This is a genomic window from Sporosarcina sp. Y352 (assembly GCF_056786535.1).
In genome coordinates this window covers 132,818-158,627 of the sequence record NZ_JBXCJE010000004.1, presented here as the reverse complement: position 1 = coordinate 158,627, position 25,810 = coordinate 132,818, and the positions used below count along the sequence as shown (strand labels likewise).

The window sequence follows — 25,810 nt, the reverse complement described above, 5'->3', positions numbered from 1 at the left end:
TCATCCTTGTCACTCTTATCTTTTTTCTGTATGATAAAGGATTAGGAGCCATCCCATTTTTACTTACTGGAGTATATTTGGGGTTTATTTGTGTGAAAGAAATCCTATACTTTAAAAAGAGTAAAAGATTGTAGCATATTCCGTACGGTATTGTTTATAATGATAAGTATGTTTGTTTTTATCCCGCTAATTGAAGTTTCGCTTTATAGAAAGGACGTGTGTTTATTGAATATCCGTGAAATGACAAAAGATCAACTGTTTGAAGAATCAATGATAGACATCGCATATGCAGTTTTGGCTGAAAGAAAAGAGCCGCTTACATTACTTCAGCTGATGGACGCAGTCCGTAAACTGAACGGTGTAACAGAACGTGTAATGAGAACAAAGTTGCAACAGTTCTACACGGACATGAATATTGACGGAAGATTCCTTGCCATCAATGATAATCGCTGGGGATTACGTGAATGGTATCCGGTTGATCAGATAGAAGTGGAAACAGCTCCAGTCGTAAAAGTACGCAAGAAGAAGAAAAAGAAAAAAGTTGTGCTTGAAGATGAGGATATCATTGAGGACGAAGACGACGAGGATGAGTTGTTCGACGAAGAATTCGATGAACTGCTCGAAGACGACGACGACGATGAAGACGATGATGACGACGATGATGAAGAAGATGAAGAGGTCGTTGAAATTGAAGTGGACCTTCTCGAACCTGATGATGACCTTGAAATCATTCCTGATGATGTAGAACTTGATGACGAAGAAGAAGAGGAAGAAGAAGAGGAATAATTACTTGACTTCACGCGTCCGAAACTATAAGATTTTACTGGGCTCCTTAAAAGGACAAGAATCAGTATATATGCGCTCCTCCTGTAGATTATTGTCTACAGATGGGGCGCTTTTTTATTTTTTTAGTAAGTAAAGAGAAAAATGGAGGAATTGCACATGACTAAATTTATTTTTGTAACCGGCGGCGTAGTCTCGTCACTTGGTAAAGGCATTAACGCAGCATCACTTGGCCGTTTGTTGAAAAGTCGGGGACTTCAAGTTACAATTCAGAAATTCGATCCATACATTAACGTTGACCCTAGGATGATGAGTCCTTTGCAGCACGGTGAGGTTTTTGTGACAGAAGACGGGGCGGAAACGGATCTGGATCTTGGTCATTATGAACGCTTCATCGACATTAAATTGAACAAATTCTCAAACGTTACGATGGGGAAAGTCTATTCATCCGTACTAAAAAAAGAACGCCGTGGTGATTATAATGGAGCAACTGTCCAAGTTATTCCCCATATTACAAATGAAATAAAAGGCTTGCTTATACGTGCAGGAAAAGAGACAAATGCAGACGTCGTCATCACAGAGATTGGCGGTAGCGTCGGCGACATCGAATCGCTTCCATATTTAGAAGCCATCCGTCAGATGAAGACAGATCTTGGTAAAAGTGATGTTATGTACATCCATAACACACTCATTCCTTACTTGCATGCGGCTGGAGAAATGAAGTCGAAACCAACACAACACAGTGTTAAAGAACTAAGAAGTCTAGGTATCCAACCGAATTTAATCGTGGTTCGCAGTGAACACCCGGTACCGAAAGATATGAAAGACAAAATTGCATTGTTTGCCAGCATCAAACCGGAAGAAGTTATTGAAGCCCTTGATGCTGAATCGCTTTATGAAGTTCCTCTGCGTTTGCACGAACAAAATATGGATAAAATCGTAGTTGACTTCCTTGAGCTTGAGACGAAAGAACCGGATATGACAGAGATTGAAGCATTGGTTCGTAAAGTGAAATCCCTTTCGAAAAAAATCCGTATTGGACTTGTTGGGAAATATGTTGAAATGCAGGATGCGTATATCTCTGCAGTAGAAGCACTTCGCCATGCAGGTTATGACTTTGACACGGATATTGAAATGAAATGGATTAATTCTGAAGAAGTTACAGCAGAAAATGCAAATGAAATTTTATCAGATGTCGACGGGATTCTTGTACCTGGAGGATTTGGAAATCGCGGAATCGATGGCAAAATTGAAGCAATCACATATGCGCGTACACATAATGTGCCTTTCTTCGGAATTAGCCTAGGCATGCAATTGGCTGCTGTTGAATATGCACGCAATGTAATGGGAATTGAAAACGCTCATTCCGTTGAATTCGATAAAGAGACCAAAAACCAAATTTTCGAAAGCCCGGCTGAGAGCAATGGAATTGCGGAAGATTATTTCCGTTTAGGTGCCTATCCGTGTAAATTGAAAGAAGGTACAAAAGCAAGTGGTGCATACGGCGAAGAGTTGATTTACGAACGTCACCGTCACCGTTATGAATTTAACAATGAATTCCGCGAGCAATTCGAAGAAGCAGGTATGATTATTTCGGGAATCAGCCCAAATGATCGGCTTGTTGAAATCATCGAATTGAAGGACCACCCGTTCTTCATCGGCGTCTCTTTCCATCCAGAATTTGCATCACGCCCAACACGCCCACAACCGTTATTCCGTGAATTCGTTAAAGCGGTAATTGCTGGAAAAGAGTAAGGAATTAGGTTAGAGAATGAATCTGCTCATCTACAAAACAAAAAAAGCGGCACATTGACATAATTTCAGTCGATGTGCCACTTTTTTTAGTCAATCTTCATCCGTAATCATTTCGTCATAAGCGAGCTTCACAGCTTCGTAAACAAACAAGGCGGCTAGTGCTTGGGGTTGAACGATTCGCTCACCATTATCGCCGGGTAGCAAGCCTCGGGTTAGACCAGTCGATATATACGTATAGGCTAAATCATCGAGTTCGTTGTCAATACCTGCCTTTTCTGCAGCGAGTACTGCGAAAGGAATGAATCGTTCTGCAAGCAAGCGTGCCAACTCAAGCGCTTTTGCATCCGTTGCGGAACGCGTTAATAGCCAAACTCTATCAGCTTTTCCAATGTCCATCTCTTTATCGTAAGGAACGGCATTCTCAAGCGGTTCAGCGCCATGAATTGCGGTTTCAATAACAGCAGTCATTTCACCAAATCCTGCAATAATTATTCGGCCTTCCCCAATTGTCGCTTGCGCAAGAAGACGTGCAGTCTCTTCGATTGACGCTTCACAGTTTCCTGCAATGCGCTGAAGAAGCCCACTAATTTGTGTTGTCAACATTTTCAATATGAACACCTCCAACCCATTATAGGATTATATGGATGGAAAGCAAAGTACATTATTTCGACTTAAAAGAAGGGTTTATAAGTTATCTGTCAAATAGTTATTAATAACAGTTATAATTTGCAAGGAAGAAAGTAGGAGTGATAATTGAAAAAACTTTTAATCGTAGATGATCAAAAAGGGATTCGGCTTCTGCTTGATGAAGTTTTTAGCCGAGAAGGTTTTGAAACAGTACTCGCAGCAAATGGTATGGAGGCACTACGTGAAGTGGAGCTAGCTGTTCCTGACTGTGTCCTGCTTGATATGAAAATGCCAGGAATTGATGGGCTGGAAGTATTAAAAAGGATAAAATTGGGCTGGCCGGAAATTCCAGTTATCATGATGACCGCATACGGGGAAATCGAATTGACGGAAGATGCGCTAAAAACGGGAGCAGTTAAATATTTCACAAAGCCCTTCGATATTTACGAAGTCCGTGATGCGGTAAATGCAATTTTTGGAAGTTGACAAAACAGACAGTGGTAAACACTGTCTGTTTTTGTTATGATAATAGAGGTATATAAGGTATAAACATACACATAATTCGTTCTAACAGAGCTAAAGAAAATAGCTTTCTATAACCTGAGGAGGAATTCACATGTCACTTGTTTCCATGAAAGAAATGATGATTAAAGGAAAAAAAGAAGGATATGCAATAGGTCAGTTCAATTTGAACAACCTTGAATATACGCAAGCCATTTTACAAGCAGCGGAGGAAGAACAATCACCGGTTATTCTTGGTGTATCTGAAGGTGCAGCACGTTATATGGGCGGCTTCACGACTGTTGTACATATGGTAAAAGGCCTTATGCATGATTATCAAGTTACTGTTCCAGTCGCTATTCATCTCGATCATGGTTCGAGTTTTGAAAAATGTAAAGAAGCAATTGAAGCTGGGTTTACTTCTGTCATGATTGACGCTTCATCAAAATCGTTAGCTGAAAATATTGAAATTACGAAAAGAGTAGTTGATTTTGCTCATGAACGCGGCGTTTCTGTAGAAGCGGAACTAGGAGTAGTCGGTGGACAGGAAGACGATATCATTGCGGACGGCGTCATCTATGCAGATCCTGCAGAATGTAAAGAGCTTGTCGATAAGACAGGAATCGATTGTCTTGCGCCAGCATTAGGGTCCGTTCATGGACCTTATAAAGGCGAACCAAACCTTGGTTTCGAGGAAATGGAAGAAATTTCGAAGCAATCTGATTTACCACTAGTGCTCCACGGTGGAACAGGGATTCCGCTACATGACATTCAACGCGCTGTGTCACTTGGAACGGCAAAAATTAACGTCAATACGGAAAATCAAATCCAAGGTACAAAAGCGGTCCGTGAAAAACTGACAGCAGACGCTGAAGTATACGACCCGCGTAAATTCTTAACGCCAATGCGTGATGCCATCAAAAAAACGGTCATCGGCAAAATGCGCGAATTCGGCAGCTCGCAAAAAGCGTAACCAAATAACACTAAAACAAGGAGGAGAAGCATCTGCAATGATGCATCTCCTTATTTTCAAAGCATAAGGCTTTTTCAGGGCTTTTTCGTTTACGAAAAGAGCCTACCATTAAGCACTACCGCACCACCAGAAAACAAACACCAAGGGGGAAATCATTCATGAAGTTTTTCATAGATACAGCAAACTTTGATGAAATAAAAGAAGCACATAGTTGGGGCATTTTGTCCGGTGTTACGACGAATCCTTCACTCGTTGCAAAAGAAGACGTACCATTCCATGACAGATTGCGAGAAATTTCAGCACTTGTCCCTGGTTCAGTAAGTGCGGAAGTTATCGCACTTGACGCAGAAGGTATGATTAGGGAAGGTCGCGAATTAGCAAAAATCGCCCCGAACATCACGGTGAAATTACCGATGACACCTGAAGGACTGAAAGCGTGTTCGGTCTTTTCACAAGAAGGCATCAAAACGAACGTTACGTTAATCTTCAGTGCAAACCAAGCGCTTCTTGCAGCACGTGCGGGAGCAACATATGTTTCTCCGTTCCTTGGCAGACTTGACGATATAGGACAGGATGGTATGGCTTTAGTCTCTACGATTGCAGACATATTCACAATCCATAACATAAAAACAGAAATCATCGCTGCGTCAATCCGCAGTCCGCAACACATTACAGATGCCGCGCTGAGCGGTGCCGATATTGCAACGACACCTTTCAATGTGTTGACACAGCTTTTCAAGCATCCTCTCACAGATAAAGGGATCGAAGCATTTCTTGCGGACTGGGAAACTAGAAAGAATAAGTGACTCACCAAAGGAGAGTAATATGGACGTTTATAAAGTAACAGGCGGCAAACCATTGCAAGGATCCATAAAAGTGAGCGGCGCCAAAAACAGTGCAGTTGCACTTATCCCGGCCTCCATACTGGCCGATTCTATGGTAACAATCGAAGGGTTGCCCGAAATTTCGGATGTTGCAACGCTTCAAGCATTACTGGAAGACATCGGCGGAAAAGTTAATTTCGATAAAGGGACAATGACGATTGATCCGACAGAAATGATAGCAATGCCACTTCCAAACGGTAATGTAAAAAAACTTCGTGCTTCTTACTATTTGATGGGTGCAATGCTAGGCCGATTCAAACACGCAGTCATCGGACTTCCAGGCGGTTGTTTTTTAGGCCCCCGACCCATTGATCAGCATATTAAAGGTTTTGAAGCGCTTGGTGCAAAAGTGACAAACGAACATGGTGCAATTTATTTACGTGCGGAAGAATTGCGGGGCGCAAAAATTTATCTAGACGTCAGCAGTGTGGGCGCTACGATTAATATTATGCTTGCAGCGGTTCTTGCAACAGGTCGCACGACAATCGAAAATGCAGCGAAAGAGCCTGAAATTGTTGACGTAGCTACACTACTTTCCAATATGGGTGCTAAAATAAAAGGTGCCGGGACAAATGTCATTCGAATTGATGGTGTGGAAAAACTCCACGGAACGCGACATACCATCATTCCGGATCGTATTGAAGCGGGAACTTTCATGATTTTGGCGGCTGCAGCAGGCGATGGCGTAACTATAGAGAATGTCATACCATTCCATGTCGAGGCGCTTACTGCGAAACTACGGGAAATGGGTGTCGACGTTGTCGAAGGTGAAGAACAGATTTTCATTCCGAAATCGAGGAATCTACAGGCAGTGGATGTAAAAACACTTGTCTATCCAGGTTTTCCGACGGATCTTCAACAGCCGTTTTCCGTGTTGCTCACACAAGCAGCTGGACCTTCAGTCATTACGGATACGGTTTATTCTGCCAGATTTAAACATATTGACGAACTTCGCAGGATGAATGCTGATTCTCGTGTCGAAGGACGTTCAGCTATACTTGCTGGACCGACGCCACTCCAAGCGGCAACTGTCAGCGCGTCCGATCTACGAGCTGGCGCTGCACTTGTTATTGCAGGACTAATTGCCGACGGAGTAACAGAAGTTCAGGAAATCCAACATATCGAGCGTGGATACGGTTCACTTATAGAAAAACTTCAGGGAATCGGTGCCGATATTCGCAAAACATCGGTTTCGGAGGAAGCCGTCGTTAGAGAATGAGCTAGTAAGTTTAAAAAATAAATATGCTATAATTAATCAGAATGGCAATAATGACGGTTGAAACCGTCCATCAGGGGGAACATAAATGGAACGCAGTTTATCGATGGAATTAGTTCGAGTCACAGAAGCGGCGGCAGTTTCAGCTTCACGCTGGATGGGACGCGGTTTGAAAAATGAAGCGGACGACGCTGCAACAACAGCAATGCGTACTGTTTTCGACACAATTCCGATGCAAGGTATTGTCGTGATTGGTGAAGGCGAAATGGACGAAGCACCAATGTTATACATTGGTGAAAAACTGGGTACTGGCGTGGGTCCTGAAGTGGACGTTGCAGTAGATCCTCTAGAAGGCACGAATATTGTCGCAGCAGGCGGCTGGAACGCGTTAGCAGTCATTGCAATTGCGGATAAAGGAAATCTTTTGAATGCACCAGATATGTATATGGACAAAATCGCTGTCGGAAGAGAATCTGTTGGGAAAGTCAGTATTGACGCTACCGTGACGGAAAACCTTATGGCAGTAGCCAAAGCTAAAAATAAAGACATCGGTGACGTTGTTGCAACAGTTCTGGACAGAGAACGTCATGCAGCAATTATCGAAGAAATTCGTGCTGCGGGCGCTCGCATTAAACTCATCAATGACGGTGATGTTGCAGCTGCCATCAATACAGCATTCGATGAAACTGGCGTGGACATTCTATTTGGATTGGGTGGTGCACCGGAAGGCGTTATCGCTGCAGTCGGATTAAAATGCCTCGGTGGAGAAATTCAGGGTCGTCTCGTTCCTTCGAACGACGCTGAACGCGAACGTTGCCTCAAAATGGGGATTGACGTCGACAAAGTGCTTTACATGGATGACCTTGTCAAAGGTGATGACGCGATATTCGCTGCTACGGGTGTAACCGACGGAGAACTTCTTCGTGGCGTACAATTCAAAGGCGGATATAGTGAAACGCATTCACTTGTCATGCGTTCAAAATCAGGTACAATTCGTTTCGTTGAAGGTCGTCACAGTATGGAGAAAAAACCTCTGCTTGTCATGCAAGACTGATGGAGCTCATCGCCCGGCCACATGCCGGGCATTTTCGCTTACATAGGGAGTGCTTATATATATCCAAGTCCTTTCAAAGTGAACCCTTGGAATTATTATTGTAATTACCCTTCCTTATTTAACCTCAAAATTAAACCCATTAACGTAAAGAGTGGTGCCGAATATGACAGTGTTAACAATATCAGCGTTGGAAAATATGACTTTAAAAGAGTTATATGCCCTCGCAAAAGAATATAAAATTGCTTATTACAGCAAATTGACAAAAAAAGAACTTATTTTTGCTATATTGAAATCAAGAGCTGAACAAGAAGGGTACTTTTTCATGGAAGGTGTCCTTGAAATCATCCAGTCAGAAGGCTATGGCTTCCTTCGCCCAATAAACTATTCACCGAGTTCGGAAGACATTTATATATCTGCTTCACAAATCCGTCGTTTCGATTTGAGAAACGGAGATAAAGTGAGTGGGAAAGTTCGTCCTCCAAAAGAATCGGAACGCTACTACGGGCTCTTGCAAGTGGAAGCGGTTAACGGTGAAGATCCTGAAGTAGCGCGTGAACGGGTGCACTTCCCAGCACTGACACCGCTCTATCCGGATCGTCATATTAAGCTTGAAGTGGATCCTTTGAAGCTGTCGACACGTATTATGGATTTAATTTCACCCGTCGGTTTCGGTCAGCGTGGATTGATTGCCGCTCCGCCAAAAGCCGGAAAAACATTGTTATTGAAAGAAATTGCAAATTCCATCACATTGAATCACCCCGATGCTGAACTGATTGTCCTGCTCATCGATGAAAGACCAGAAGAAGTGACTGACATCGAACGTTCCGTTAAGGCGGATGTCGTCAGTTCCACATTCGATGAATTACCGGAAAATCATGTTAAAGTTGCGGAACTAGTATTGGAACGAGCTATGAGACTCGTAGAACATAAAAGAGACGTTATCATCCTAATGGATTCCATTACACGACTTGCACGAGCGTATAACCTTGTCATTCCGTCAAGCGGACGTACACTGTCCGGCGGTATTGATCCGGCTGCTTTTCATCGACCAAAACGATTTTTCGGGGCAGCTCGAAACTTGGAAGAAGGCGGCAGTCTAACGATTCTTGCGACGGCTTTAATCGATACAGGTTCACGTATGGATGAAGTCATTTATGAAGAATTCAAAGGGACGGGCAATATGGAATTACATCTGGATCGCCATCTTGCAGAACGACGCATCTTTCCAGCACTTGATATTCGTCGCTCAGGTACACGGAAAGAGGAGTTACTCATTCCTGCTGACCAGCTTGAAAAGTTATGGGCCATTCGGAAAACATTTTCCGATTCGCACGACTTCGCAGAGCGCTTCCTGAAAAAACTACGTCTCACAAAAACAAACGAAGAATTCTTCGATAAGCTCAATGATGAGATGAAAGCCCACCGTAATGGCAAAGGGTTGCTATAAACGAATTTAACTTATATAAGTTGAACAACTAAATGCGGCGCAGTCTCCCGTTGACCTATTATAGGTTTGCTTTGGACAAAGTTAACGCTACAGGATTACCGTCAAAACAAGCGCCAAACTTAGTGACTTCGTCACTAAGTTTGGCGCTCTTTCGGTAATCCTGTTACCGTTATTTGTCCGTCGCTCCCTGATAATGGCCAAAGAAAAAGTGCGCTTGCTTTTTATAATGAAAGAATAGATTTTTCTCTATCCATTTTCAAAGCGCCCGAAGATACAATTTCGGGCGCTACCCCCGCTTTTATGGTTTGCCCATTGCCAAGAAAAACCCAGTGCAGGCGCCTTTCTTTGCAATCGCAAAGGTATTAGCGAGATTTCCAATTCAATCACATGTATTGGGAAACTCATTAATCATATTCTCTCGATAAATGGCACTATAGGTTGCAGATTTAATCCCGGATAATGAAATGTGCTTTCTTAAATAGACTATCTAGCGAAAGCGCGTCTTCGTGGTAGCCGAAGCGATAAGACTGAAAGTGGTCTCCTTTCTGGCTTATCGCGTGAGGCATCCACAAAGCGCAAAGCGGTATTAGTAGGATTTCTAATTATCTCCATTGTATTGGGACTGTATTTAAATGCATTCTATCGGTTTATGGAACTACAAGTTGCAAAAGGTCTCATCCCCGATAACGAAATGCGCTATCTAATTTAGACTATCCAGCGAAGGCGCGTCTTCGTGGTAGCCGAAGCGATAAGACTGAAAGTGGTCTCCTTTCTGGCTTATCGCGAGAGGCATCCACAAAGCGCCGCAGCGGTATTAGCAGGACTTCTTTTTCAATCCATCTATTAAGAGAAGCCAATTCAATGGGATTTTTTCGTTAATTAAAATAGTTGCATCTACAAAAAAAACTTGTTATAATATCTGAGGTAACTTAAATAATATCTGCGTGCATATGCGGTTGACGAACACGGGCCGCGTAAGGCATCAGTCTTATAATACAACTCTGTTCCAGATGGTTCAGGGCGAAAGGAGAGAGATTGATGAAAGCAGCAATTCACCCAGCTTATAAAGTAGCAACTGTTACTTGTTCATGTGGTAACACATTTGAAACAGGTTCTGTAAGAGAAGACATCCGCATTGAAGTTTGTAATGAATGCCACCCATTCTACACTGGACGCCAGAAATTTGCTCAAGCGGACGGACGTGTCGACCGCTTCAACAAAAAATATGGTCTCAAAGAAGAAGGCCGCGAAGAAGAAGGCCAAGAGTAAGATCTGCTCAATACCCGTCAGGTGCACATGCGCCGGGCGGGTATTTCTTTTGAGAAAAACATATTAAACTGTTAAAAAAAGACGTCAAGTTGAACTTCTTTTAGGGTATGATAAATAGTCCAAAGACATTTTAGTAAGCACTACATAGATGCAAAACCGGAAGGAGATTCACATGTACGTAACTATGCAAGGTGGTTGGATTGAAGTGATTTGCGGCAGCATGTTCTCAGGGAAATCCGAGGAACTCATAAGGCGCATAAGAAGATCGCAATTCGCCAAACAGAAAATAGCAGTATTCAAACCGGAAATCGATGACCGCTATAGCGAAGAAGCGGTTGTCAGCCATGATGGGACAACCGTCATCGCAAACCCCGTTGCCGACTCAAATCACATCAAAGAGTTCATCTCAGATGACTACGATGTGATTGCTATCGATGAAGCACAATTTTTCGATGAAGGAATCGTTGACTTGGTAATGGGATTGGCTGATCGAGGATTCCGCGTCATTGTTGCCGGACTCGACCAGGATTTCCGCGGTGAACCATTCGGACCAATGCCGCGTCTAATGGCAGTGGCCGAACACGTGACCAAACTGCAAGCGGTTTGCACGGTATGTGGTTCGCCTTCCAGTAGAACCCAGCGGCTCATCAACGGCACGCCCGCCGGCTACGACGATCCTGTCATTCTGGTGGGAGCTTCGGAAGCGTACGAGCCAAGATGTCGCCAACACCACGAAGTACCAAATGGTGTTACAGCTGCAGTGATTGTGAAAGGATAATAGCGAGTATGCCCGTCCGGTAGTATCGGGCGGGCTTTTATCTTTATTCAGCATTCATCTCTCACTTCCATAGGTGGGAGATGAATGCGGTTTTATTTTCCTGTTCAGCGGGTGTCCGAACGCCCGCTGAAAAAAGATAAAGCCTCCGGCGGATGTCACAGATTTTGAAAGGAGTCAATCGAGCAAGCTCGATTCAAAATCTGGACGCAATTACGCCGAGGCGTAATTGATGTCTTGTGCATTGCCACAACTTTTAAAAGAATGGTCTACAATTAGAACTTCATCCAAACCTTCAACGAACCTATAGTTCCAGTGAAATAACTGTATTTAAACCAAGAATTCCCGTACAATGAACGTACAAATCAGTCCTGAAAATGAGGTGTCCATAATGTTTGATAGGCTTCAAGCAGTAGAAGATAGATACGACCAGCTGAATGAAATGCTTAGTGATCCAGACGTAGTGAGCGACATGACCAAGCTCCGTGAGTATTCGATTGAACAATCCGGTCTACAGGAAAAGGTCGAGACGTATCGCTCGTATAAACATGCAGTAGCAGAACATAAAAGTGCCAAAGAAATGTTGAATGAGCATCTTGACGACGACATGAAAGAACTTGTCAAAATGGAGATTTCCGAGCTTGATGATCAAATCGAGTCTTATGAAGAAAAGTTAAAGCTATTGCTCGTTCCGACAGATCCGAATGACAAGAAAAACGTTATTATGGAAATCCGAGGGGCAGCCGGAGGCGACGAAGCAGCACTTTTTGCGGGTAGCTTATTCCGTATGTACAGCCGCTACGCGGAGATGAATCACTGGAAAGTGGACGTTTTGGATTCATCCCCGACAGAACTTGGCGGCTTTAAAGAAATTATTTTCCTCATTAACGGCAATGGTGCCTATTCGAAGTTGAAATATGAAAACGGGGCACACCGCGTACAGCGGGTACCGGAAACTGAATCGGGCGGGCGGACACATACATCGACCGCAACCGTCGCGTGTCTTCCAGAAGCGGAAGAAGTCGAAATCGTCATCCATGAAAAAGACATCAGAACCGATACATTCGCATCATCCGGTCCTGGAGGCCAGTCTGTCAATACAACAATGTCCGCGGTTCGACTTACGCATTTACCAACAGGAATTACAGTATCCATTCAAGATGAAAAATCACAAATTAAAAATAAAGAAAAAGCAATGAAAGTATTACGAGCTCGTGTTTCCGATAAATTCACACGCGAAATACAAGATGAGTACGATGAAAAGAGAAAATCTGCAGTGGGTACAGGGGATCGTTCAGAGCGAATCCGCACGTACAACTTCCCGCAAAACCGAGTGACCGATCATCGCATCGGTCTGACGATTCAGAAACTCGATCAGATTATTGAAGGCAAACTGGATGAAGTAATCGACGCATTGATCATGGAAGAACAAGCATTTCGTCTGGAAAGTTTGGATCGCAATGACTGAAAAAATTTATGAAGCTCTCCAGCGGGCTTCTTCTTTATTGGAGGAAACTGGACTCGAACCGCATGCTGCACAACTTCTAATGGAATTCGTTACGCAAAAATCCAGAGCTACTTTATTTGCCGATGTACAACAACAACTTACAGTCGACCAGCATTCCGCATTTTGGGATAAAACCGCCGAACTGCTCGAAGGAAAACCCGTTCAATATGTTATTGGAGAAGAAGGTTTTTACGGTTACACATTTAAAGTGAATGAAAATGTTTTAATCCCTCGACCTGAAACGGAAGAACTCGTTTATGGTGCACTCGCTAAAGCGCGTAAAATCTTCAATAGTAAAACAATCAGCGTTGCGGATATTGGAACCGGCAGCGGCGCTATTGCAGTTTCATTCAAAAAAGAATGGCCAGAAGCAAGCGTTACAGCAACAGACATCAGTAAAGAAGCACTAACGATTGCTGAGCATAACGCAAATGCGAATGATGCCGCTGTCACTTTCCTGCATGGTGATCTAACCGCGCCGATTGCAGGAGAAAAGTGGGATGTCATCTTATCGAATCCGCCTTACATTGCACATGAGGAAGCTGCGTCCATGTCAGGCAACGTACTCAACCACGAGCCGCATAATGCTTTGTTTGCGGATGAAGACGGCCTCTACTATTACAGAAGACTTGCTGAAAGCTTACCGCCGCTTATGAATACACCTTTTCTCATAGCAGTTGAAATCGGTTATCTGCAAGGACCTGCTGTGCACAACCTATTCAAAGTAGCATTTCCGAAAGCAACAGTGGAGACGGTAAAAGATATCAACGGCAAAGACCGAATCATATTTTGCGAGACTCGTGAATAAATCTCCCTAACTCTGGCAACAATGCAGAGTAGGAGGGGATAGCGATGTTACCAGACTATGAGATTAGGAGAACGAAAACAATAGGTCAAAAAGTGCTCCCTTATATTGAATTCATTATTGTGCTCATTATTATTCAGTCTTTTATAACGGTGTTCGCGGAAGCAGGCGACGATGAACAATCAATTCGTTTTAGGTTGTTGGCTGATTCCAATGCACCAGCCGACCAGCAAGTGAAAAGTGATATTCAACAAAAAATTCAGCCGCTTATCGAAGAGGCTGTAAATAAGTCACGAACGAAACAAGAGCTTGGGGATAACTTAGCAGCACTTGAAATCACAATTCTAGACATTGCCAATTCGATGTCAAATGGAGCAGAGATTTCATTGATTCGTAAAAATGCTTTGTTTCCACCTAAACGCTCAGGGCTAATGATTGCTCCACAAGCGGAATATGATGCATACATTTTGACGATTGGCAGTGGACGTGGGGATAATTGGTGGTGTGAGTTATTTCCGAAAATCTGTTTTCCTGATAAACCCGATAAAGCAGTAGAAGTAGAAGTAAAAGAGGAAGAAGAGGAAAAAGTCACTTTCTTTGTTTGGGAGTGGATAAAAAGTCTTTTTGCATAAAGTTATCAACTTTTTTTGTGGATAAACTCAGAGAAATGTGTATAAGTGGAGGATTAGCGTATGAAAACGATTTTAACTTCAGTGGATAACATTCTGGATAACAAAGAAAACTATGAACAGGCTGTGGATATATTAAAAAATGGCGGTGTCGTTGCGTTCCCGACGGAGACGGTATATGGCTTAGGTGCGATGGCAACTGATGAACAAGCCGTACAGAGAATCTTCGAAGCAAAAGGAAGGCCTTCAGACAATCCGCTAATCGTACATATTGGTCAAAAAGAACAAGTTCACACCTATGCATCGGCTATTGCAGGAAATGCAGAAAAACTGATGGATGCTTATTGGCCTGGTCCGCTGACACTTGTGTTTCATAAAATTCCCGGTGTGATAGCCGCGAATGTAACTCCGGGTGTTGAAACAGTCGCAATCCGTATGCCTGATCATCCCGTTGCACTGGAACTCTTACGTGCGCTCGGAGAACCGTTAGCAGCACCAAGTGCCAATCGAAGCGGAAAACCGAGTCCAACAGAGGCAGCTCACGTTTACAAAGATTTGAACGGTCTCATTCCCCTCATTTTAGATGGTGGTCAAACCGGTGTCGGAGTTGAATCGACAGTACTGGACATGACGACAGTTCCGCCTACAATTCTACGGCCAGGCGGTATTACACAGGAAATGATAGAAAGCATCATTGGGCCAGTAGTATCTGAGAATACAGTCGTCGGTGAACAAGCGCCGCGTTCACCTGGCATGAAGTATTTGCACTATGCACCTGAAGCACCTCTGTACATTATCAACAACGAAGCTGAAGACATTAGTAAAGCAGTCGATACGCTTCAGGCTGAGGGCAAGAAAGTTGCGTTTATCGGGCATGATGATCTAGGTGCCTTGGGTGCGGATTGGTTTTTTTCAGTCGGTCCTGAGCAGGATAATGAAGCAATGGCGACAAATTTGTACGCAGCACTCCGTAAATGTGATTTGACCGAAGCGGATATTATTCTTGCTGTCGAGACGGACATGTCTGGAGTAGGTGCTGCTGTTATGAATCGGTTAATGAAAGCCGCCGAAGGTAAAAGATATATCAACTGAATCCTGACGAATGACCTCCCTTAAATCCGCATAAGATTGACTGATGCTGATTTAGGGGAGGTTTTACTTTGGAAGAAGTTTTCGCGGCTGGAATAACAACCTTGGACGTTATTGTAATCTATTCTTTCCTACAAATTAAAAAAGGGAAATTTGTTTTAGCGCTATGGACATCATTTCTTAATATGGTATTTCCTTTTCTAGGGTTTATAACGGGAGAACTGTCAGCGCATATATTTACAGTCTGGAGCAGCATTTTATCAGGCGTAATGCTCAGTTTGATCGGCATACATATGCTGTTGCAAGCGGATGAAACAAAATCCTCTTCTCAACAGATTCCGCCATTGTTTATCGCATTTGCAGTGAGTGTAGATGCCTTTTCAGTCAGTGTTTCATTTGGTATGCTTCAGATGGATAAAACACTGTTCATACTTGCATCTGGTTTCTTTACGTTTGTCTTTTCATATGCAGCGCTTCGGTTAAAAGGGCATATGGGTCTAAAAAACGGAAAAGTACTGAGACGAATAGCAGGTTTAGCTTTGTTGTTTTTAGGGATAATGTCATGTTTTCGTTGAAATTAACTGTTTCTTTAATCACAAGAATCAGCTATTCTAAAGAGAGAAGGTAATAGAAGTGAATGTTTATTTTATATGTACAGGAAATACATGCAGAAGCCCAATGGCAGAAGCGATTCTTCGTTCAAAAGCAATTGACAATGTGTCCGTTCGATCGGCTGGCATTTATGCACGCGATGGCTGGCCGATTTCATTGAATGCGAAAACGCTCATTGAATCAGCGGACATGCCTTATACAACTGTTTCGGAGGAAGTAACAGAAGAAAACCTCGAATGGGCAGATATTGTTTTGACGATGATGGAATCGCACAGGGAGAACCTTTTAAATTCTTATCCGGAAATGGGCGATAAGATATTTACAATAAAAGGATATGCGGAGTCGGGATTGACGGGGGACGTCCAAGATCCATTTGGAGGCGATCTCGAAACGTACCGACAGGCATTCAATGAGTTGTCGAAAATCATCGATGTGCTCGAACACAAACTGACGGGGGAATAGGGTATGGCTGAAAAAGGAAAAAAGCAATTCGGCTTATGAAATAAATTGGTTTTATCTATTTAGCGAAAGAAGACGCTCACTTCAATCACGAAAAGGGCGTAGCCCAGTGATAAGTGGGAGATGAGTTTCGGTTGTTCAGCTGCCCATAGCACTTGTTTTTATAGAACACTTGTTCTATAATTAACTCAGGAACATTATGAAACGAGGTGAAAGCCTGTGATGATCAACAAAGCCTATAAGTTCCGTCTCTATCCAAACAAAGACCAACAAGTCCTCATAGCTAAAACAATCGGATGTAGCCGATTTGTCTTTAATCACTTCTTGGATAAATGGAATGACACCTATAAAGAAACAGGTAAAGGACTAACTTATGGCACTTGTTCAGCTGGCCTTCCCTTGTTGAAAAAGGAATTATCTTGGTTAAAAGAAGTGGACAGCATCGCTCTTCAATCAGCTGTCCGCAACCTTGCAGACTCGTTTGACCGTTTCTTTAAGAAGCAAACCAAATCACCCCGTTTTAAATCGAAAAGAAATAACGTTCAATCTTACACAACAAGACAAACAAACAGTAATATTGCAGTGATCGGCAATACCATCAAATTGCCCAAGTTGGGGGTTGTTAAACTCGCAAAAAGTCGTGAAATCTCAGGGCGTATAATTAATGCGACAATCAGACGGAGTCCGAGCGGGAAATATTTTGTCTCCATTCTTGTTGAAACACAGACTTGTGAGCTACCTAAAACCAATACTTCTGTCGGTATTGATGTTGGTCTAAAGGATTTCGCCATACTTTCAGATGAAACTGTCTATAAAAAACCAAAATTCTTTCGCGCATTGGAAAAGAAATTAGCCAAAGCACAGCGGATTCTTTCAAGAAGAAAAGAACAAGCGGTTCGCCAACAGAAACCCCTACATGAGGCGAAGAACTATCAGAAACAACGAAGAATAGTCGCTTGTATTCATGAAGAAATTGCAAACAAAAGAAATGATTACTTGCATAAAGTCTCCACCGAAATCATCAAAAACCACGATGTCATCGGAATTGAGGATTTGCAGGTATCCAATATGCTGAAAAACCACAACTTAGCCAAAGCAATCAGTGAAGTGAGTTGGTCACAGTTCCGCACAATGCTTGAATACAAGGCGAAGTGGTACGGGAAGACAGTCATTGTAGTCGTAAAAAATTTCCCCTCAAGCCAACTCTGTTCAAGTTGTGGCTATCGCCATAAAGACGTTAAGGATCTCGTATTACGTGAATGGATGTGTCCGGCATGTAACTCGTGCCACGACCGAGACTATAACGCAAGTATCAATCTTGAAAAAGAAGCCATAAGACTTCTAACCGCAGGAACTGTGGAGCTAGCCTAATCCATAACTGGCGGTTACGCCGGTATTCTTAGGAATCTCCCACCTCTAAACGTAGTGAAGGTGGGGGTAGTTCAAAATGTAATTAGCCGCTTTGATCGTACAAAATAATACCGGATTTTTCATGTACCTTCGTTGGAGTTCAATAACAACTAAAAAATACAGCCCATTTTCTTGAGGGGTGTGTTTTTTTTGTGGAAATCTGATAGAATAAGTTGTGAGTATATTATGAAAAGGGGGATCCCGTGAAAATTGCGATTTCTTCGGACCATGGCGGAAACAATCTTCGACATGAAATTATTAAATTAATGTCAGAGTTATCATTAGAGTTTGTAGATTTTGGTCCCAAATCGGATGAATCCGTGGACTACCCAGATTTTGCAGCGCCTGTTGCAAATGGAGTAGCATCGGGAGAATTTGACCGTGGTATTCTTATTTGTGGAACGGGCATCGGGATGTCTATTGCAGCAAATAAAGTAAAAGGAATTCGATGTGCACTTGTCCATGACGTCTTCAGTGCCAAAGCGACAAGGCAACATAACGATTCAAACATCCTCGCGATGGGCGAACGCGTCATCGGCCCAGGACATGCCAGAGAAGTAGCTGCCGCTTGGCTAGACACACAATTCGAAGGCGGAAGACACGAACGAAGAATCGGCAAACTTATGGAATTAGAATCCTGAAAAGCGCAGGCGCCTGTTCAGCCCCGACCAGCGCTGGAGGGCCTACCGAAAAAGGCGTACTTTGCCTTTATCGGTAGGTCTGAAGCGACTCGAGGGGCTAGGCGCCGAAGCTAGACATACTGAAAAGCGGAGGCGGCCGTATAGAGGAACGCAGCTAAAGTGCGCCACTTCCTGTGGCAATAGCTGCATGACCTACATCCTGTAGGCCTGGCATAAGACAAGCCTGCGAAGTGGCGTCCTTTGACGCACAGCAGGATTGACTTATGACCCGAGCGTCTGGCCGCCGAAGCTGGCCAACCTGAAAAGCGCAGGCGGCCGTTTAGCCCTCGACAGCGCTGGACAGTCTAAATACCACAAGAAAGCAGGTGGTAAAAGTGGATGCTTTGGATTTATGGAAGCTTCAACTGGAACAATTGTTAGCGGAAATGTCTGAACAAACGCAATTTCGTTCAGGCACGCTATTCGTCGTAGGGTGTTCGACTTCTGAAGTTGCCGGCAAACGAATTGGTACAGGAGGAGCGCTTGAAATCGGAGAAGCGCTATATGGACCTCTGAAAGACTTTGCTGAGAAACACAAATTATTTCTTGCATTCCAAGGATGCGAACACATTAATAGAGCTTTGACAATTGAACGTCATGTCGCTGAAAAGTTCATGCTTGAACCGGTCTCAGTCATTCCGGTCATCCAAGCGGGTGGTTCCATGTCTGCCTATGCCTATCAGCATATGAATGATCCAGTTGTCGTGGAGCAGATTAGCGCAAGTGCTGGCATCGATATAGGACAAACGCTGATTGGCATGCATTTGAAACAAGTAGCTGTTCCATTGCGTACATCCATCCGAACTGTTGGAAATGCAATTGTGTCGGTAGCCACAACTCGGCCAAAGTTGATTGGTGGAACTAGAGCAATGTACGAATAAAGCGTTTACATCTGGCCAATGTAGACCGAATAAAAAATAGATGATAGTGAAGGGGAATGAAAAAATGGAATTGAACAAATTGGGTAACGTACAACGTGAAGACGTAGCAGTATACGATGCAATTATGGCGGAGAAAAAGCGTCAACAATCTAATATCGAATTGATCGCATCCGAAAACTTCGTAACAGAAGCAGTTATGGAAGCACAAGGATCATATTTGACAAACAAATACGCAGAAGGCTACCCAGGCAAACGTTACTATGGCGGTTGCGAACACGTCGACGTTGTTGAAAACATTGCACGCGACCGAGTAAAAGAAATCTTCGGTGCGGAATACGCAAACGTTCAGCCGCACTCTGGTGCACAAGCGAATATGGCTGTTTATTTTGCTGTTCTTGAGCCTGGAGATACAGTTCTTGGTATGAATCTTTCACACGGCGGTCACTTGACGCACGGAAGCCCGGTTAACTTCTCAGGCGAATTGTACAACTTCGTCGATTACGGCGTGGGCGAAGAGGACGAGCTAATTGACTACGACGATGTCCGTCAAAAAGCACTTGAGCACAAACCGAAAATGATCGTTGCGGGTGCAAGTGCATACCCACGTGAAATTGACTTTGCAAGGTTCCGTCAAATTGCAGATGAAGTCGGTGCATATCTATTCGTTGATATGGCGCATATCGCAGGACTTGTTGCAGTGGGCGAACACCAAAACCCAGTTCCACATGCACACTTTGTTACTTCAACAACACATAAAACATTGCGCGGACCGCGTGGTGGACTTATTCTTTCTACACAGGAATTCGAGAAAAAACTTAACAAGTCAATCTTCCCAGGCGTTCAAGGCGGTCCATTGATGCACGTTATCGCTGCAAAAGCGGTTGCATTTGGAGAAGCACAGAAACCAGAATTCAAAACGTATATCCAACAAGTGAAAAGCAATGCAAAAGCACTTGCAGCAGCACTTATCGCTGAAGGCGTCGATATCGTATCTGGCGGAACAGACAACCATTTGGTATTGCTTAACCTGCGTTCACTTGAAATCACAGGTAAAATTGCAGAGAAAGTATTGGATGAAGTCGGCATTACTGTGAACAAAAACACGATTCCATTCGATACAGAAAGCCCATTCGTTACTTCAGGTGTCCGTCTTGGTACTCCTGCGGTTACAACACGCGGTTTCAAAGAAGAGGAAATGAAGGAAATCGCATCTATCATGGCTAAAGTCTTGAAAAACCACGAAGACGAAGCTGTGAAAAAAGAAGCTCTAGAACGCGTTGCGGCATTGACGGATAAATTCCCTCTTTACGCATAATCGTCTTATAGTCAAGCCGCTATCTATTTGATGGCGGCTTGTTTTATCTTCATTCAAAGGGGGAAAGAGGTTATGAAAAATACCCAGAAGGCAAATACGAGTAAAGCGGAGAAAAAAATACTATTTAACTGGATTCAACGCTTTGGAAGCCGATTTGAGACTGGCTTCATTTTGACGGATCCGTCCATCGAAGACGAACCTGTTGTTTTTGTTAATGAAGCATTTACTGAAATAACGGGCTATCCTTCTACAGAAGTGATCGGACATAACTTGCGGTTCCTGCAAGGTGAAGAAACCGATATGAAACTCATTGCTAATATTGACAGCGAGCTTCGCAAGGGGATGCCTGTGAATGCCGAAGTGCTATATTATAAGAAAGACGGGACCCCTTTCTGGAATGAGCTTGTCATTCAACCATTTGTTGACGCAAAAGGAACCATTTTATTTACTGCGTCTTTTATTCTCGATGTGACAGAACGTAAAAAAGATGAAGCCTTACTTAGGTTGCAGGAAGCTATTTTTTCGGGCATTAATAATGGTGAGGAGCTTGAAGATTTACTGCAAAAAATAGGTACTGTCGTTGAATCGTTCTTTCCTGAAGGATCTGTATGTTCGATTCTATTCAATGAGCCAGGCGATGGGTGGTACGTTGGTGCGGCGGATTCAGTACCCGACCAACTACTCGGCGAAATGTTGAACAGTCAAGTCCTGGAAAATGGGGGAAAGCTAGCAGAATTTATCGTTACAGAAAATAGTGAGTTGCCCATGCCGGGCCAGGTTTCGGAATACCGCTCTAATTGGTCTGTGCCTACATTTACAAAAGACGGGGAAATAAGTGGACTTTTAACGGTTTTCATGAAGAAATCGGGATGTCCGACAGAAACGCAAATTCAATTCCTGAAAAATATGGTACCGATCATTCAATTAACTAGAAAACATTATTCACAGCAAGCAGAGTACCGTAGGCTGGCATTTACCGATCCCCAAACAGGTTTACCAAATCGACACGCATTTTTGACTAAACTCAAACAGAATAGAGCAGATGGTGGAGAACATTTTGTTGCGGTCGTAGAACCAGGAGAATACGCAAAAATTGTTGACCTTTACGGCAGAGATGCAGCTGATGAACTATTTATTCAACTGAGCAAACGAATTCAGAAAGTGGGTCGGGACAAACCGAATTTCATAGGGCGCTTTTCGAGTGCCTCACTTGTCGTGACGAGTAATAGTAGGGATGATGACGGGGAGTACTACCTTATTAAAATAGGTACAATTGTTGAAAAGCCTTTTATCATTGCAGGGCAGGAAATGTTCATCTCATTGAAAACCGGGGTTTCATTCACCGAAGGTAATCAGGAAAAAGAAGAGGAACTACTGCGTCGGGCTGACATTGCTATGTCAGATGCGAAAAAGAAGCCTGGAACTGCAACGTCATTTTACAGAGATTTGCAATATGAAAACACGATTAAAGAAATGCGAATATTCAATGAGTTGTCAAAAGCAATTATGGCACAGGAAATCGATGTCCACCTTCAGCCGAAAGTCGAATTACTAGACGCTAAAGTCATAGGCTTTGAAGCACTAGCCCGCTGGTTTTCTCCAGTGCTCGGGCAAGTGCCGCCAAATCTGTTTATTCCGGCTGCCGAAAACATAGGGAAAATCATAGAATTGGAAATGATCATCTTGTCAAAAGTGATGGAGTGGCAACAACAACGCAAACTGGCAAGCTTGAAAATGTATCAGATAGCCGTCAATATTTCCGTTCATCATTTCTTTGATGTCAATTTTGTTGATGACTTAACTAAACTAGCAAGGCATTACGACATTTCACCAAGTAGTATTCTGCTTGAAATGACGGAAAGTATCGGACTCGTGGATTTGCAGGGCGCAAAGTCTATTTTTAAAGAGTTAAATGCAGCAGGTTTTCAAATAGCTGTCGATGATTTTGGAGTCGGATTTTCATCACTCAGTTATTTGTCTCAATTGCCTCTCTGCGAATTAAAAATCGATCGCAGTTTTATCAGTGCGCTCGACGAACCAGACACACTTGCTGTCGTCAGAACGATCATTCAACTTGCCGAAAACCTTAATCTATCGACCGTTGCGGAAGGAATTGAGGAGGAAAGACATATTGAAGTTCTGCGCAATCTGGGATGCAATATAGGACAGGGGTTCTATTATTACAAGCCGATGCCACTGCATGAAGTCGACCGATTGCTTGCCGAATAGTTAGACATTTAGCAGTTGGTTGTTAGGCATCCCAGAACGGGCGCAATTCTGTTATAATGAACAGGACATTCCGAAAAGGGGCGAAAACCAATGCCGAAAATACATGTATTTGATCATCCGCTTATTCAGCATAAACTAACGTACATACGTGATATCAACACAGGAACAAAAGAATTCCGTGAACTCGTCGACGAAGTGGCAACACTTATGGCATATGAAATTACGCGCGACCTTCCGGTTCATGAAGTGGAAATTCAAACACCGGTTTGTAAGTCCAAATCGAACGTTCTTGCGGGTAAAAAACTCGGCATCGTACCGATTTTGCGTGCAGGAATCGGAATGGTGGATGGCATCCTTAAACTGATTCCGGCAGCAAAAGTAGGGCATATCGGACTTTACCGTGATCCTGAAACATTACAGCCGGTTGAATACTATGTGAAATTGCCTTCAGACGTATCAGAACGTAACTTCATCCTTGTCGATCCTATGCTTGCAACAGGCGGATCCGCAATTGCAGCGGCCAATTCATTGAAAAGCCGTGGAGCAAAACACATTACATTCATGTGTCTAATTGCCGCGCCTGAAGGTGTAAAAGCAATGACAGATGCACATCCTGATGTAAATATTTTCATCGCTGCACTTGATGAGAAATTGGATGAAAAAGGCTACATCGTCCCAGGACTTGGCGATGCAGGCGATCGTCTATTCGGAACAAAATGAGTTGGAAGGCGTGAATACATTGACTAAGAAATGGAAAGTTATGACGATTTTTGGTACGCGTCCTGAAGCCATTAAAATGGCACCGCTTGTACTAGAATTGCAAAAGCATTCGAACGATATCGAATCAATCGTAACGGTTACGGCTCAGCACCGTGAAATGCTGGATCAGGTGCTTCACACATTCGGAATCATCCCTGATTATGATCTAAATATCATGAAAGACCGTCAAACACTTATCGACGTTGCAACTCGCGGCCTCGAAGGACTTGACCGCATCATGAAAGAAGCTCAACCGGATATCGTACTCGTTCACGGAGATACGTCGACTACATTCATCGGTAGCTTAGCTGCTTTCTATAACCGAATTGCGGTTGGACATGTAGAAGCAGGACTTCGCACGTGGAATAAATACTCACCGTACCCGGAGGAAATGAACCGGCAGTTAACAGGCGTCATCGCTGATCTACATTTCTCGCCAACAGAGCAATCCGCTCGCAATCTTATTGAAGAAGGCAAGTCGGAAGATCGTATTTATATAACAGGTAATACTGCAATCGACGCACTTCAAACGACAGTGCGTGAAGAATACTCCCATCCAGTTCTCGACAAAATCGGAACGGACAAGCTTATATTGTTAACAGCACACCGCCGTGAAAATCTTGGCGAACCGATGCGCAATATGTTCCGAGCCATTAACCGGTTGCTTGTCAAACATGACGATATCCAAGTTATCTATCCTGTTCATATGAATCCGGCAGTGCGCGAAGTAGCTGATGAACTTTTCGGTGACAATAATCGCGTTCATCTGATTGAACCACTTGAGGTTCTCGACTTCCATAACTTTGCGGCGCGTTCACACATTATCTTGACAGACTCGGGCGGTATCCAAGAAGAAGCACCATCACTTGGAAAGCCCGTCATCGTATTGCGTGATACAACCGAACGTCCGGAAGGAATCGAAGCCGGTACATTAAAACTGGCCGGTACGGATGAAGAAACAATCTTCAATTTAACGGATACACTTTTGTCCGACGAAGTGGAATACAATAAAATGGCCAAAGCATCGAATCCATATGGTGACGGCCATGCCTCTGAACGAATTGTTGAAGCACTGAAAAAATACTTATCTTCCATTTAAGTAAAAGGTACAAAAAAGACGGCCGAATAAAAATGGCCGTCTTTTTTCGGCTTAGAGTCATGGTGAATCGGCAAACTGCAATGGCTGCAGATGGCCTATAACGGTAAAACGTCATCCGAAAGTTCAGAGCAGTCCCTAACGCAACCGCCAAACGCTACACATTCAACATCTAATCACTCAATTTTGTCGAATGTTTGACAATGTGCAGACTTTGTGAAAAATTTCACTGTAATCAATTGACATCAAAATATGCCTATTGTATGCTTACAAAGGGTTAGAATGATAGGGTTTTCATATTGAAACGGCAACAAAATGTAATTGTTAAGGCTTTGTAATTATCCAGACGCTTTTCGACGGATATGCAGAGGCCTAAATAGTATCATGCATTTGATAAAATGTAGCATCTGCCGAACTGCCTTCCATTCGACAATACTCGCTACTAAATGACAGGTTCCATGCTTTTCAGTGTCTTGCCATCATTAATGTAAGCGTCCTGCTTAGATTAGACAAATAACTGGCTGGACAGCGAAACGGAACACCCCGCTTTTCCTTGTGAATTGCTTTCAACCAAGCCTTTTTTTTAGTCGAAGTTGCAAGGCTCCATCCAATCCGTAAATACGAATCAGGAGATTAACTGACCATGCAAACATTGCAAGAAATTTATAGTAGGCTAAAAAGAGCTCTATTTTTTTTGCTCGCATTGTTCGTTCTAGGTTGGGCATTTACTGACTTAAAATTGATTTTCGCAGGATTAATACTCGGATCTCTTTTCGGATTGTATAATTTTTGGATTCTTGTCCGTAAAATGGAAAGCTATGAACGGAAATTTGCGCAAGGGAAGAATGGTACGTCGTTCGGGACAATTATACGTTTCGCTTCTGGTGTAGGTGCGGCTGCAGTTGCAACAGCGATGCCGGAATATTTTGACCTAATCAGTACGATTATCGGCTTTGCGATACCTTACGTTCTCCTACTAGTAGAGAGGATTATATACCATGTAAGACATCAGTAAAGCTTTTTCGTCAGCAGGACTTTTCTCGAATGCAAGTCGT

General features: G+C 43.2%; 25 protein-coding genes. 24 read left to right on the top strand and 1 reads right to left on the bottom strand.

The window, feature by feature from the left end; translation table 11 throughout:
* The first annotated feature begins 216 nt into the window (after positions 1–216).
* Both rpoE and AC1TO6_RS08325 read left to right on the top strand, forming a co-directional pair.
* Complete coding sequence (gene rpoE, locus AC1TO6_RS08330) at positions 217–786, top strand: DNA-directed RNA polymerase subunit delta (RefSeq protein WP_482101403.1); 570 nt, start codon at positions 217–219, stop codon at positions 784–786.
* A 156-nt stretch (positions 787–942) separates the two neighbouring features.
* Positions 943–2,538, top strand: coding sequence for a CTP synthase (locus AC1TO6_RS08325; protein ID WP_482101139.1), 1,596 nt, complete (start codon positions 943–945; stop codon positions 2,536–2,538).
* A 90-nt stretch (positions 2,539–2,628) separates the two neighbouring features.
* Here the strand turns inward: AC1TO6_RS08325 and AC1TO6_RS08320 are convergent, their stop codons facing one another.
* A complete protein-coding gene (locus tag AC1TO6_RS08320) occupies positions 2,629–3,141 on the bottom strand; it encodes a DUF2529 family protein (protein WP_482101402.1) in 513 nt (170 codons plus the stop codon).
* A gap of 150 nt (positions 3,142–3,291) precedes the next feature.
* On the opposite strand from AC1TO6_RS08320, the gene AC1TO6_RS08315 reads away from it, so the two are divergent.
* From AC1TO6_RS08315 to AC1TO6_RS08210, 22 genes are all read left to right on the top strand, one after another.
* Positions 3,292–3,651, top strand: a complete 360-nt coding sequence (locus tag AC1TO6_RS08315) for a response regulator (RefSeq protein ID WP_482101138.1) — start codon at positions 3,292–3,294, stop codon at positions 3,649–3,651.
* Between the two features lie 130 nt (positions 3,652–3,781).
* Complete coding sequence (locus tag AC1TO6_RS08310; RefSeq protein ID WP_482101137.1) at positions 3,782–4,639, top strand: class II fructose-bisphosphate aldolase; 858 nt, start codon at positions 3,782–3,784, stop codon at positions 4,637–4,639.
* A gap of 158 nt (positions 4,640–4,797) precedes the next feature.
* Positions 4,798–5,445 carry a fructose-6-phosphate aldolase gene (fsa, locus tag AC1TO6_RS08305; RefSeq protein WP_482101136.1) on the top strand — a complete coding sequence of 216 codons (648 nt, stop codon included), beginning with the start codon at positions 4,798–4,800 and terminating at the stop codon, positions 5,443–5,445.
* A gap of 19 nt (positions 5,446–5,464) precedes the next feature.
* Positions 5,465–6,742, top strand: coding sequence for a UDP-N-acetylglucosamine 1-carboxyvinyltransferase (locus AC1TO6_RS08300; protein ID WP_482101135.1), 1,278 nt, complete (start codon positions 5,465–5,467; stop codon positions 6,740–6,742).
* Between the two features lie 85 nt (positions 6,743–6,827).
* Positions 6,828–7,793 carry a class II fructose-bisphosphatase gene (gene glpX, locus AC1TO6_RS08295; RefSeq protein WP_482101134.1) on the top strand — a complete coding sequence of 322 codons (966 nt, stop codon included), beginning with the start codon at positions 6,828–6,830 and terminating at the stop codon, positions 7,791–7,793.
* Between the two features lie 163 nt (positions 7,794–7,956).
* Positions 7,957–9,240 carry a transcription termination factor Rho gene (rho, locus tag AC1TO6_RS08290; RefSeq protein ID WP_482101133.1) on the top strand — a complete coding sequence of 428 codons (1,284 nt, stop codon included), beginning with the start codon at positions 7,957–7,959 and terminating at the stop codon, positions 9,238–9,240.
* 1,038 nt (positions 9,241–10,278) lie between these two features.
* Complete coding sequence (gene rpmE, locus AC1TO6_RS08285; protein WP_482101132.1) at positions 10,279–10,509, top strand: 50S ribosomal protein L31; 231 nt, start codon at positions 10,279–10,281, stop codon at positions 10,507–10,509.
* Between the two features lie 172 nt (positions 10,510–10,681).
* Positions 10,682–11,287 carry a thymidine kinase gene (locus AC1TO6_RS08280; RefSeq protein ID WP_482101131.1) on the top strand — a complete coding sequence of 202 codons (606 nt, stop codon included), beginning with the start codon at positions 10,682–10,684 and terminating at the stop codon, positions 11,285–11,287.
* Positions 11,288–11,675: 388 nt separating this feature from the next.
* The gene (prfA, locus tag AC1TO6_RS08275) at positions 11,676–12,752 is read left to right on the top strand and encodes a peptide chain release factor 1 (RefSeq protein ID WP_482101130.1); all 1,077 of its coding nucleotides are present in this window, start codon (positions 11,676–11,678) and stop codon (positions 12,750–12,752) included.
* Positions 12,745–13,599: a peptide chain release factor N(5)-glutamine methyltransferase gene (gene prmC / locus AC1TO6_RS08270; RefSeq protein WP_482101129.1), complete on the top strand. Its 855-nt coding sequence runs from the start codon at positions 12,745–12,747 to the stop codon at positions 13,597–13,599. The genes prfA and prmC overlap by 8 nt, the downstream gene beginning before the upstream one ends.
* A gap of 44 nt (positions 13,600–13,643) precedes the next feature.
* Entirely contained in the window at positions 13,644–14,228 is a 585-nt protein-coding gene (locus AC1TO6_RS08265; protein WP_482101128.1) for a stage II sporulation protein R, read from the top strand.
* A 60-nt stretch (positions 14,229–14,288) separates the two neighbouring features.
* The gene (locus AC1TO6_RS08260) at positions 14,289–15,317 is read left to right on the top strand and encodes an L-threonylcarbamoyladenylate synthase (RefSeq protein WP_482101127.1); all 1,029 of its coding nucleotides are present in this window, start codon (positions 14,289–14,291) and stop codon (positions 15,315–15,317) included.
* Positions 15,318–15,385: 68 nt separating this feature from the next.
* Positions 15,386–15,889, top strand: a complete 504-nt coding sequence (locus tag AC1TO6_RS08255; RefSeq protein ID WP_482101126.1) for a manganese efflux pump MntP — start codon at positions 15,386–15,388, stop codon at positions 15,887–15,889.
* A gap of 58 nt (positions 15,890–15,947) precedes the next feature.
* Positions 15,948–16,388: a low molecular weight protein arginine phosphatase gene (locus AC1TO6_RS08250; protein WP_482101125.1), complete on the top strand. Its 441-nt coding sequence runs from the start codon at positions 15,948–15,950 to the stop codon at positions 16,386–16,388.
* A 216-nt stretch (positions 16,389–16,604) separates the two neighbouring features.
* Complete coding sequence (gene tnpB, locus AC1TO6_RS08245; RefSeq protein ID WP_482101124.1) at positions 16,605–17,756, top strand: IS200/IS605 family element RNA-guided endonuclease TnpB; 1,152 nt, start codon at positions 16,605–16,607, stop codon at positions 17,754–17,756.
* A 242-nt stretch (positions 17,757–17,998) separates the two neighbouring features.
* Positions 17,999–18,436, top strand: coding sequence for a ribose 5-phosphate isomerase B (gene rpiB, locus AC1TO6_RS08240; protein ID WP_482101123.1), 438 nt, complete (start codon positions 17,999–18,001; stop codon positions 18,434–18,436).
* Between the two features lie 374 nt (positions 18,437–18,810).
* Entirely contained in the window at positions 18,811–19,356 is a 546-nt protein-coding gene (locus tag AC1TO6_RS08235; RefSeq protein WP_482101122.1) for a TIGR01440 family protein, read from the top strand.
* Between the two features lie 64 nt (positions 19,357–19,420).
* Positions 19,421–20,671, top strand: coding sequence for a serine hydroxymethyltransferase (glyA, locus tag AC1TO6_RS08230; protein ID WP_482101121.1), 1,251 nt, complete (start codon positions 19,421–19,423; stop codon positions 20,669–20,671).
* A 72-nt stretch (positions 20,672–20,743) separates the two neighbouring features.
* Positions 20,744–22,900 (top strand): putative bifunctional diguanylate cyclase/phosphodiesterase, encoded by a 2,157-nt coding sequence (locus AC1TO6_RS08225; protein ID WP_482101120.1) that lies wholly within the window; start codon positions 20,744–20,746, stop codon positions 22,898–22,900.
* A 90-nt stretch (positions 22,901–22,990) separates the two neighbouring features.
* A complete protein-coding gene (upp, locus tag AC1TO6_RS08220; protein WP_482101119.1) occupies positions 22,991–23,620 on the top strand; it encodes a uracil phosphoribosyltransferase in 630 nt (209 codons plus the stop codon).
* Positions 23,621–23,639: 19 nt separating this feature from the next.
* Entirely contained in the window at positions 23,640–24,758 is a 1,119-nt protein-coding gene (gene wecB / locus AC1TO6_RS08215) for a non-hydrolyzing UDP-N-acetylglucosamine 2-epimerase (RefSeq protein WP_482101401.1), read from the top strand.
* A 640-nt stretch (positions 24,759–25,398) separates the two neighbouring features.
* Positions 25,399–25,770, top strand: coding sequence for an ATP synthase subunit I (locus AC1TO6_RS08210; RefSeq protein WP_482101118.1), 372 nt, complete (start codon positions 25,399–25,401; stop codon positions 25,768–25,770).
* Positions 25,771–25,810: the final 40 nt, after the last annotated feature.

Coding starts and splice junctions, on each gene's coding strand:
- AC1TO6_RS08260 (WP_482101127.1), top strand. CDS start 14,289: ATGAAAACGATTTTAACTTCAGTGGATAACATTCTGGATAACAAAGAA.
- glpX (WP_482101134.1), top strand. CDS start 6,828: ATGGAACGCAGTTTATCGATGGAATTAGTTCGAGTCACAGAAGCGGCG.
- upp (WP_482101119.1), top strand. CDS start 22,991: ATGCCGAAAATACATGTATTTGATCATCCGCTTATTCAGCATAAACTA.
- AC1TO6_RS08210 (WP_482101118.1), top strand. CDS start 25,399: ATGCAAACATTGCAAGAAATTTATAGTAGGCTAAAAAGAGCTCTATTT.
- prfA (WP_482101130.1), top strand. CDS start 11,676: ATGTTTGATAGGCTTCAAGCAGTAGAAGATAGATACGACCAGCTGAAT.
- rho (WP_482101133.1), top strand. CDS start 7,957: ATGACAGTGTTAACAATATCAGCGTTGGAAAATATGACTTTAAAAGAG.
- fsa (WP_482101136.1), top strand. CDS start 4,798: ATGAAGTTTTTCATAGATACAGCAAACTTTGATGAAATAAAAGAAGCA.
- prmC (WP_482101129.1), top strand. CDS start 12,745: ATGACTGAAAAAATTTATGAAGCTCTCCAGCGGGCTTCTTCTTTATTG.
- AC1TO6_RS08265 (WP_482101128.1), top strand. CDS start 13,644: ATGTTACCAGACTATGAGATTAGGAGAACGAAAACAATAGGTCAAAAA.
- AC1TO6_RS08300 (WP_482101135.1), top strand. CDS start 5,465: ATGGACGTTTATAAAGTAACAGGCGGCAAACCATTGCAAGGATCCATA.
- AC1TO6_RS08225 (WP_482101120.1), top strand. CDS start 20,744: ATGAAAAATACCCAGAAGGCAAATACGAGTAAAGCGGAGAAAAAAATA.
- glyA (WP_482101121.1), top strand. CDS start 19,421: ATGGAATTGAACAAATTGGGTAACGTACAACGTGAAGACGTAGCAGTA.
- AC1TO6_RS08325 (WP_482101139.1), top strand. CDS start 943: ATGACTAAATTTATTTTTGTAACCGGCGGCGTAGTCTCGTCACTTGGT.
- AC1TO6_RS08280 (WP_482101131.1), top strand. CDS start 10,682: ATGTACGTAACTATGCAAGGTGGTTGGATTGAAGTGATTTGCGGCAGC.
- AC1TO6_RS08310 (WP_482101137.1), top strand. CDS start 3,782: ATGTCACTTGTTTCCATGAAAGAAATGATGATTAAAGGAAAAAAAGAA.
- AC1TO6_RS08320 (WP_482101402.1), bottom strand. CDS start 3,141: ATGTTGACAACACAAATTAGTGGGCTTCTTCAGCGCATTGCAGGAAAC.
- rpmE (WP_482101132.1), top strand. CDS start 10,279: ATGAAAGCAGCAATTCACCCAGCTTATAAAGTAGCAACTGTTACTTGT.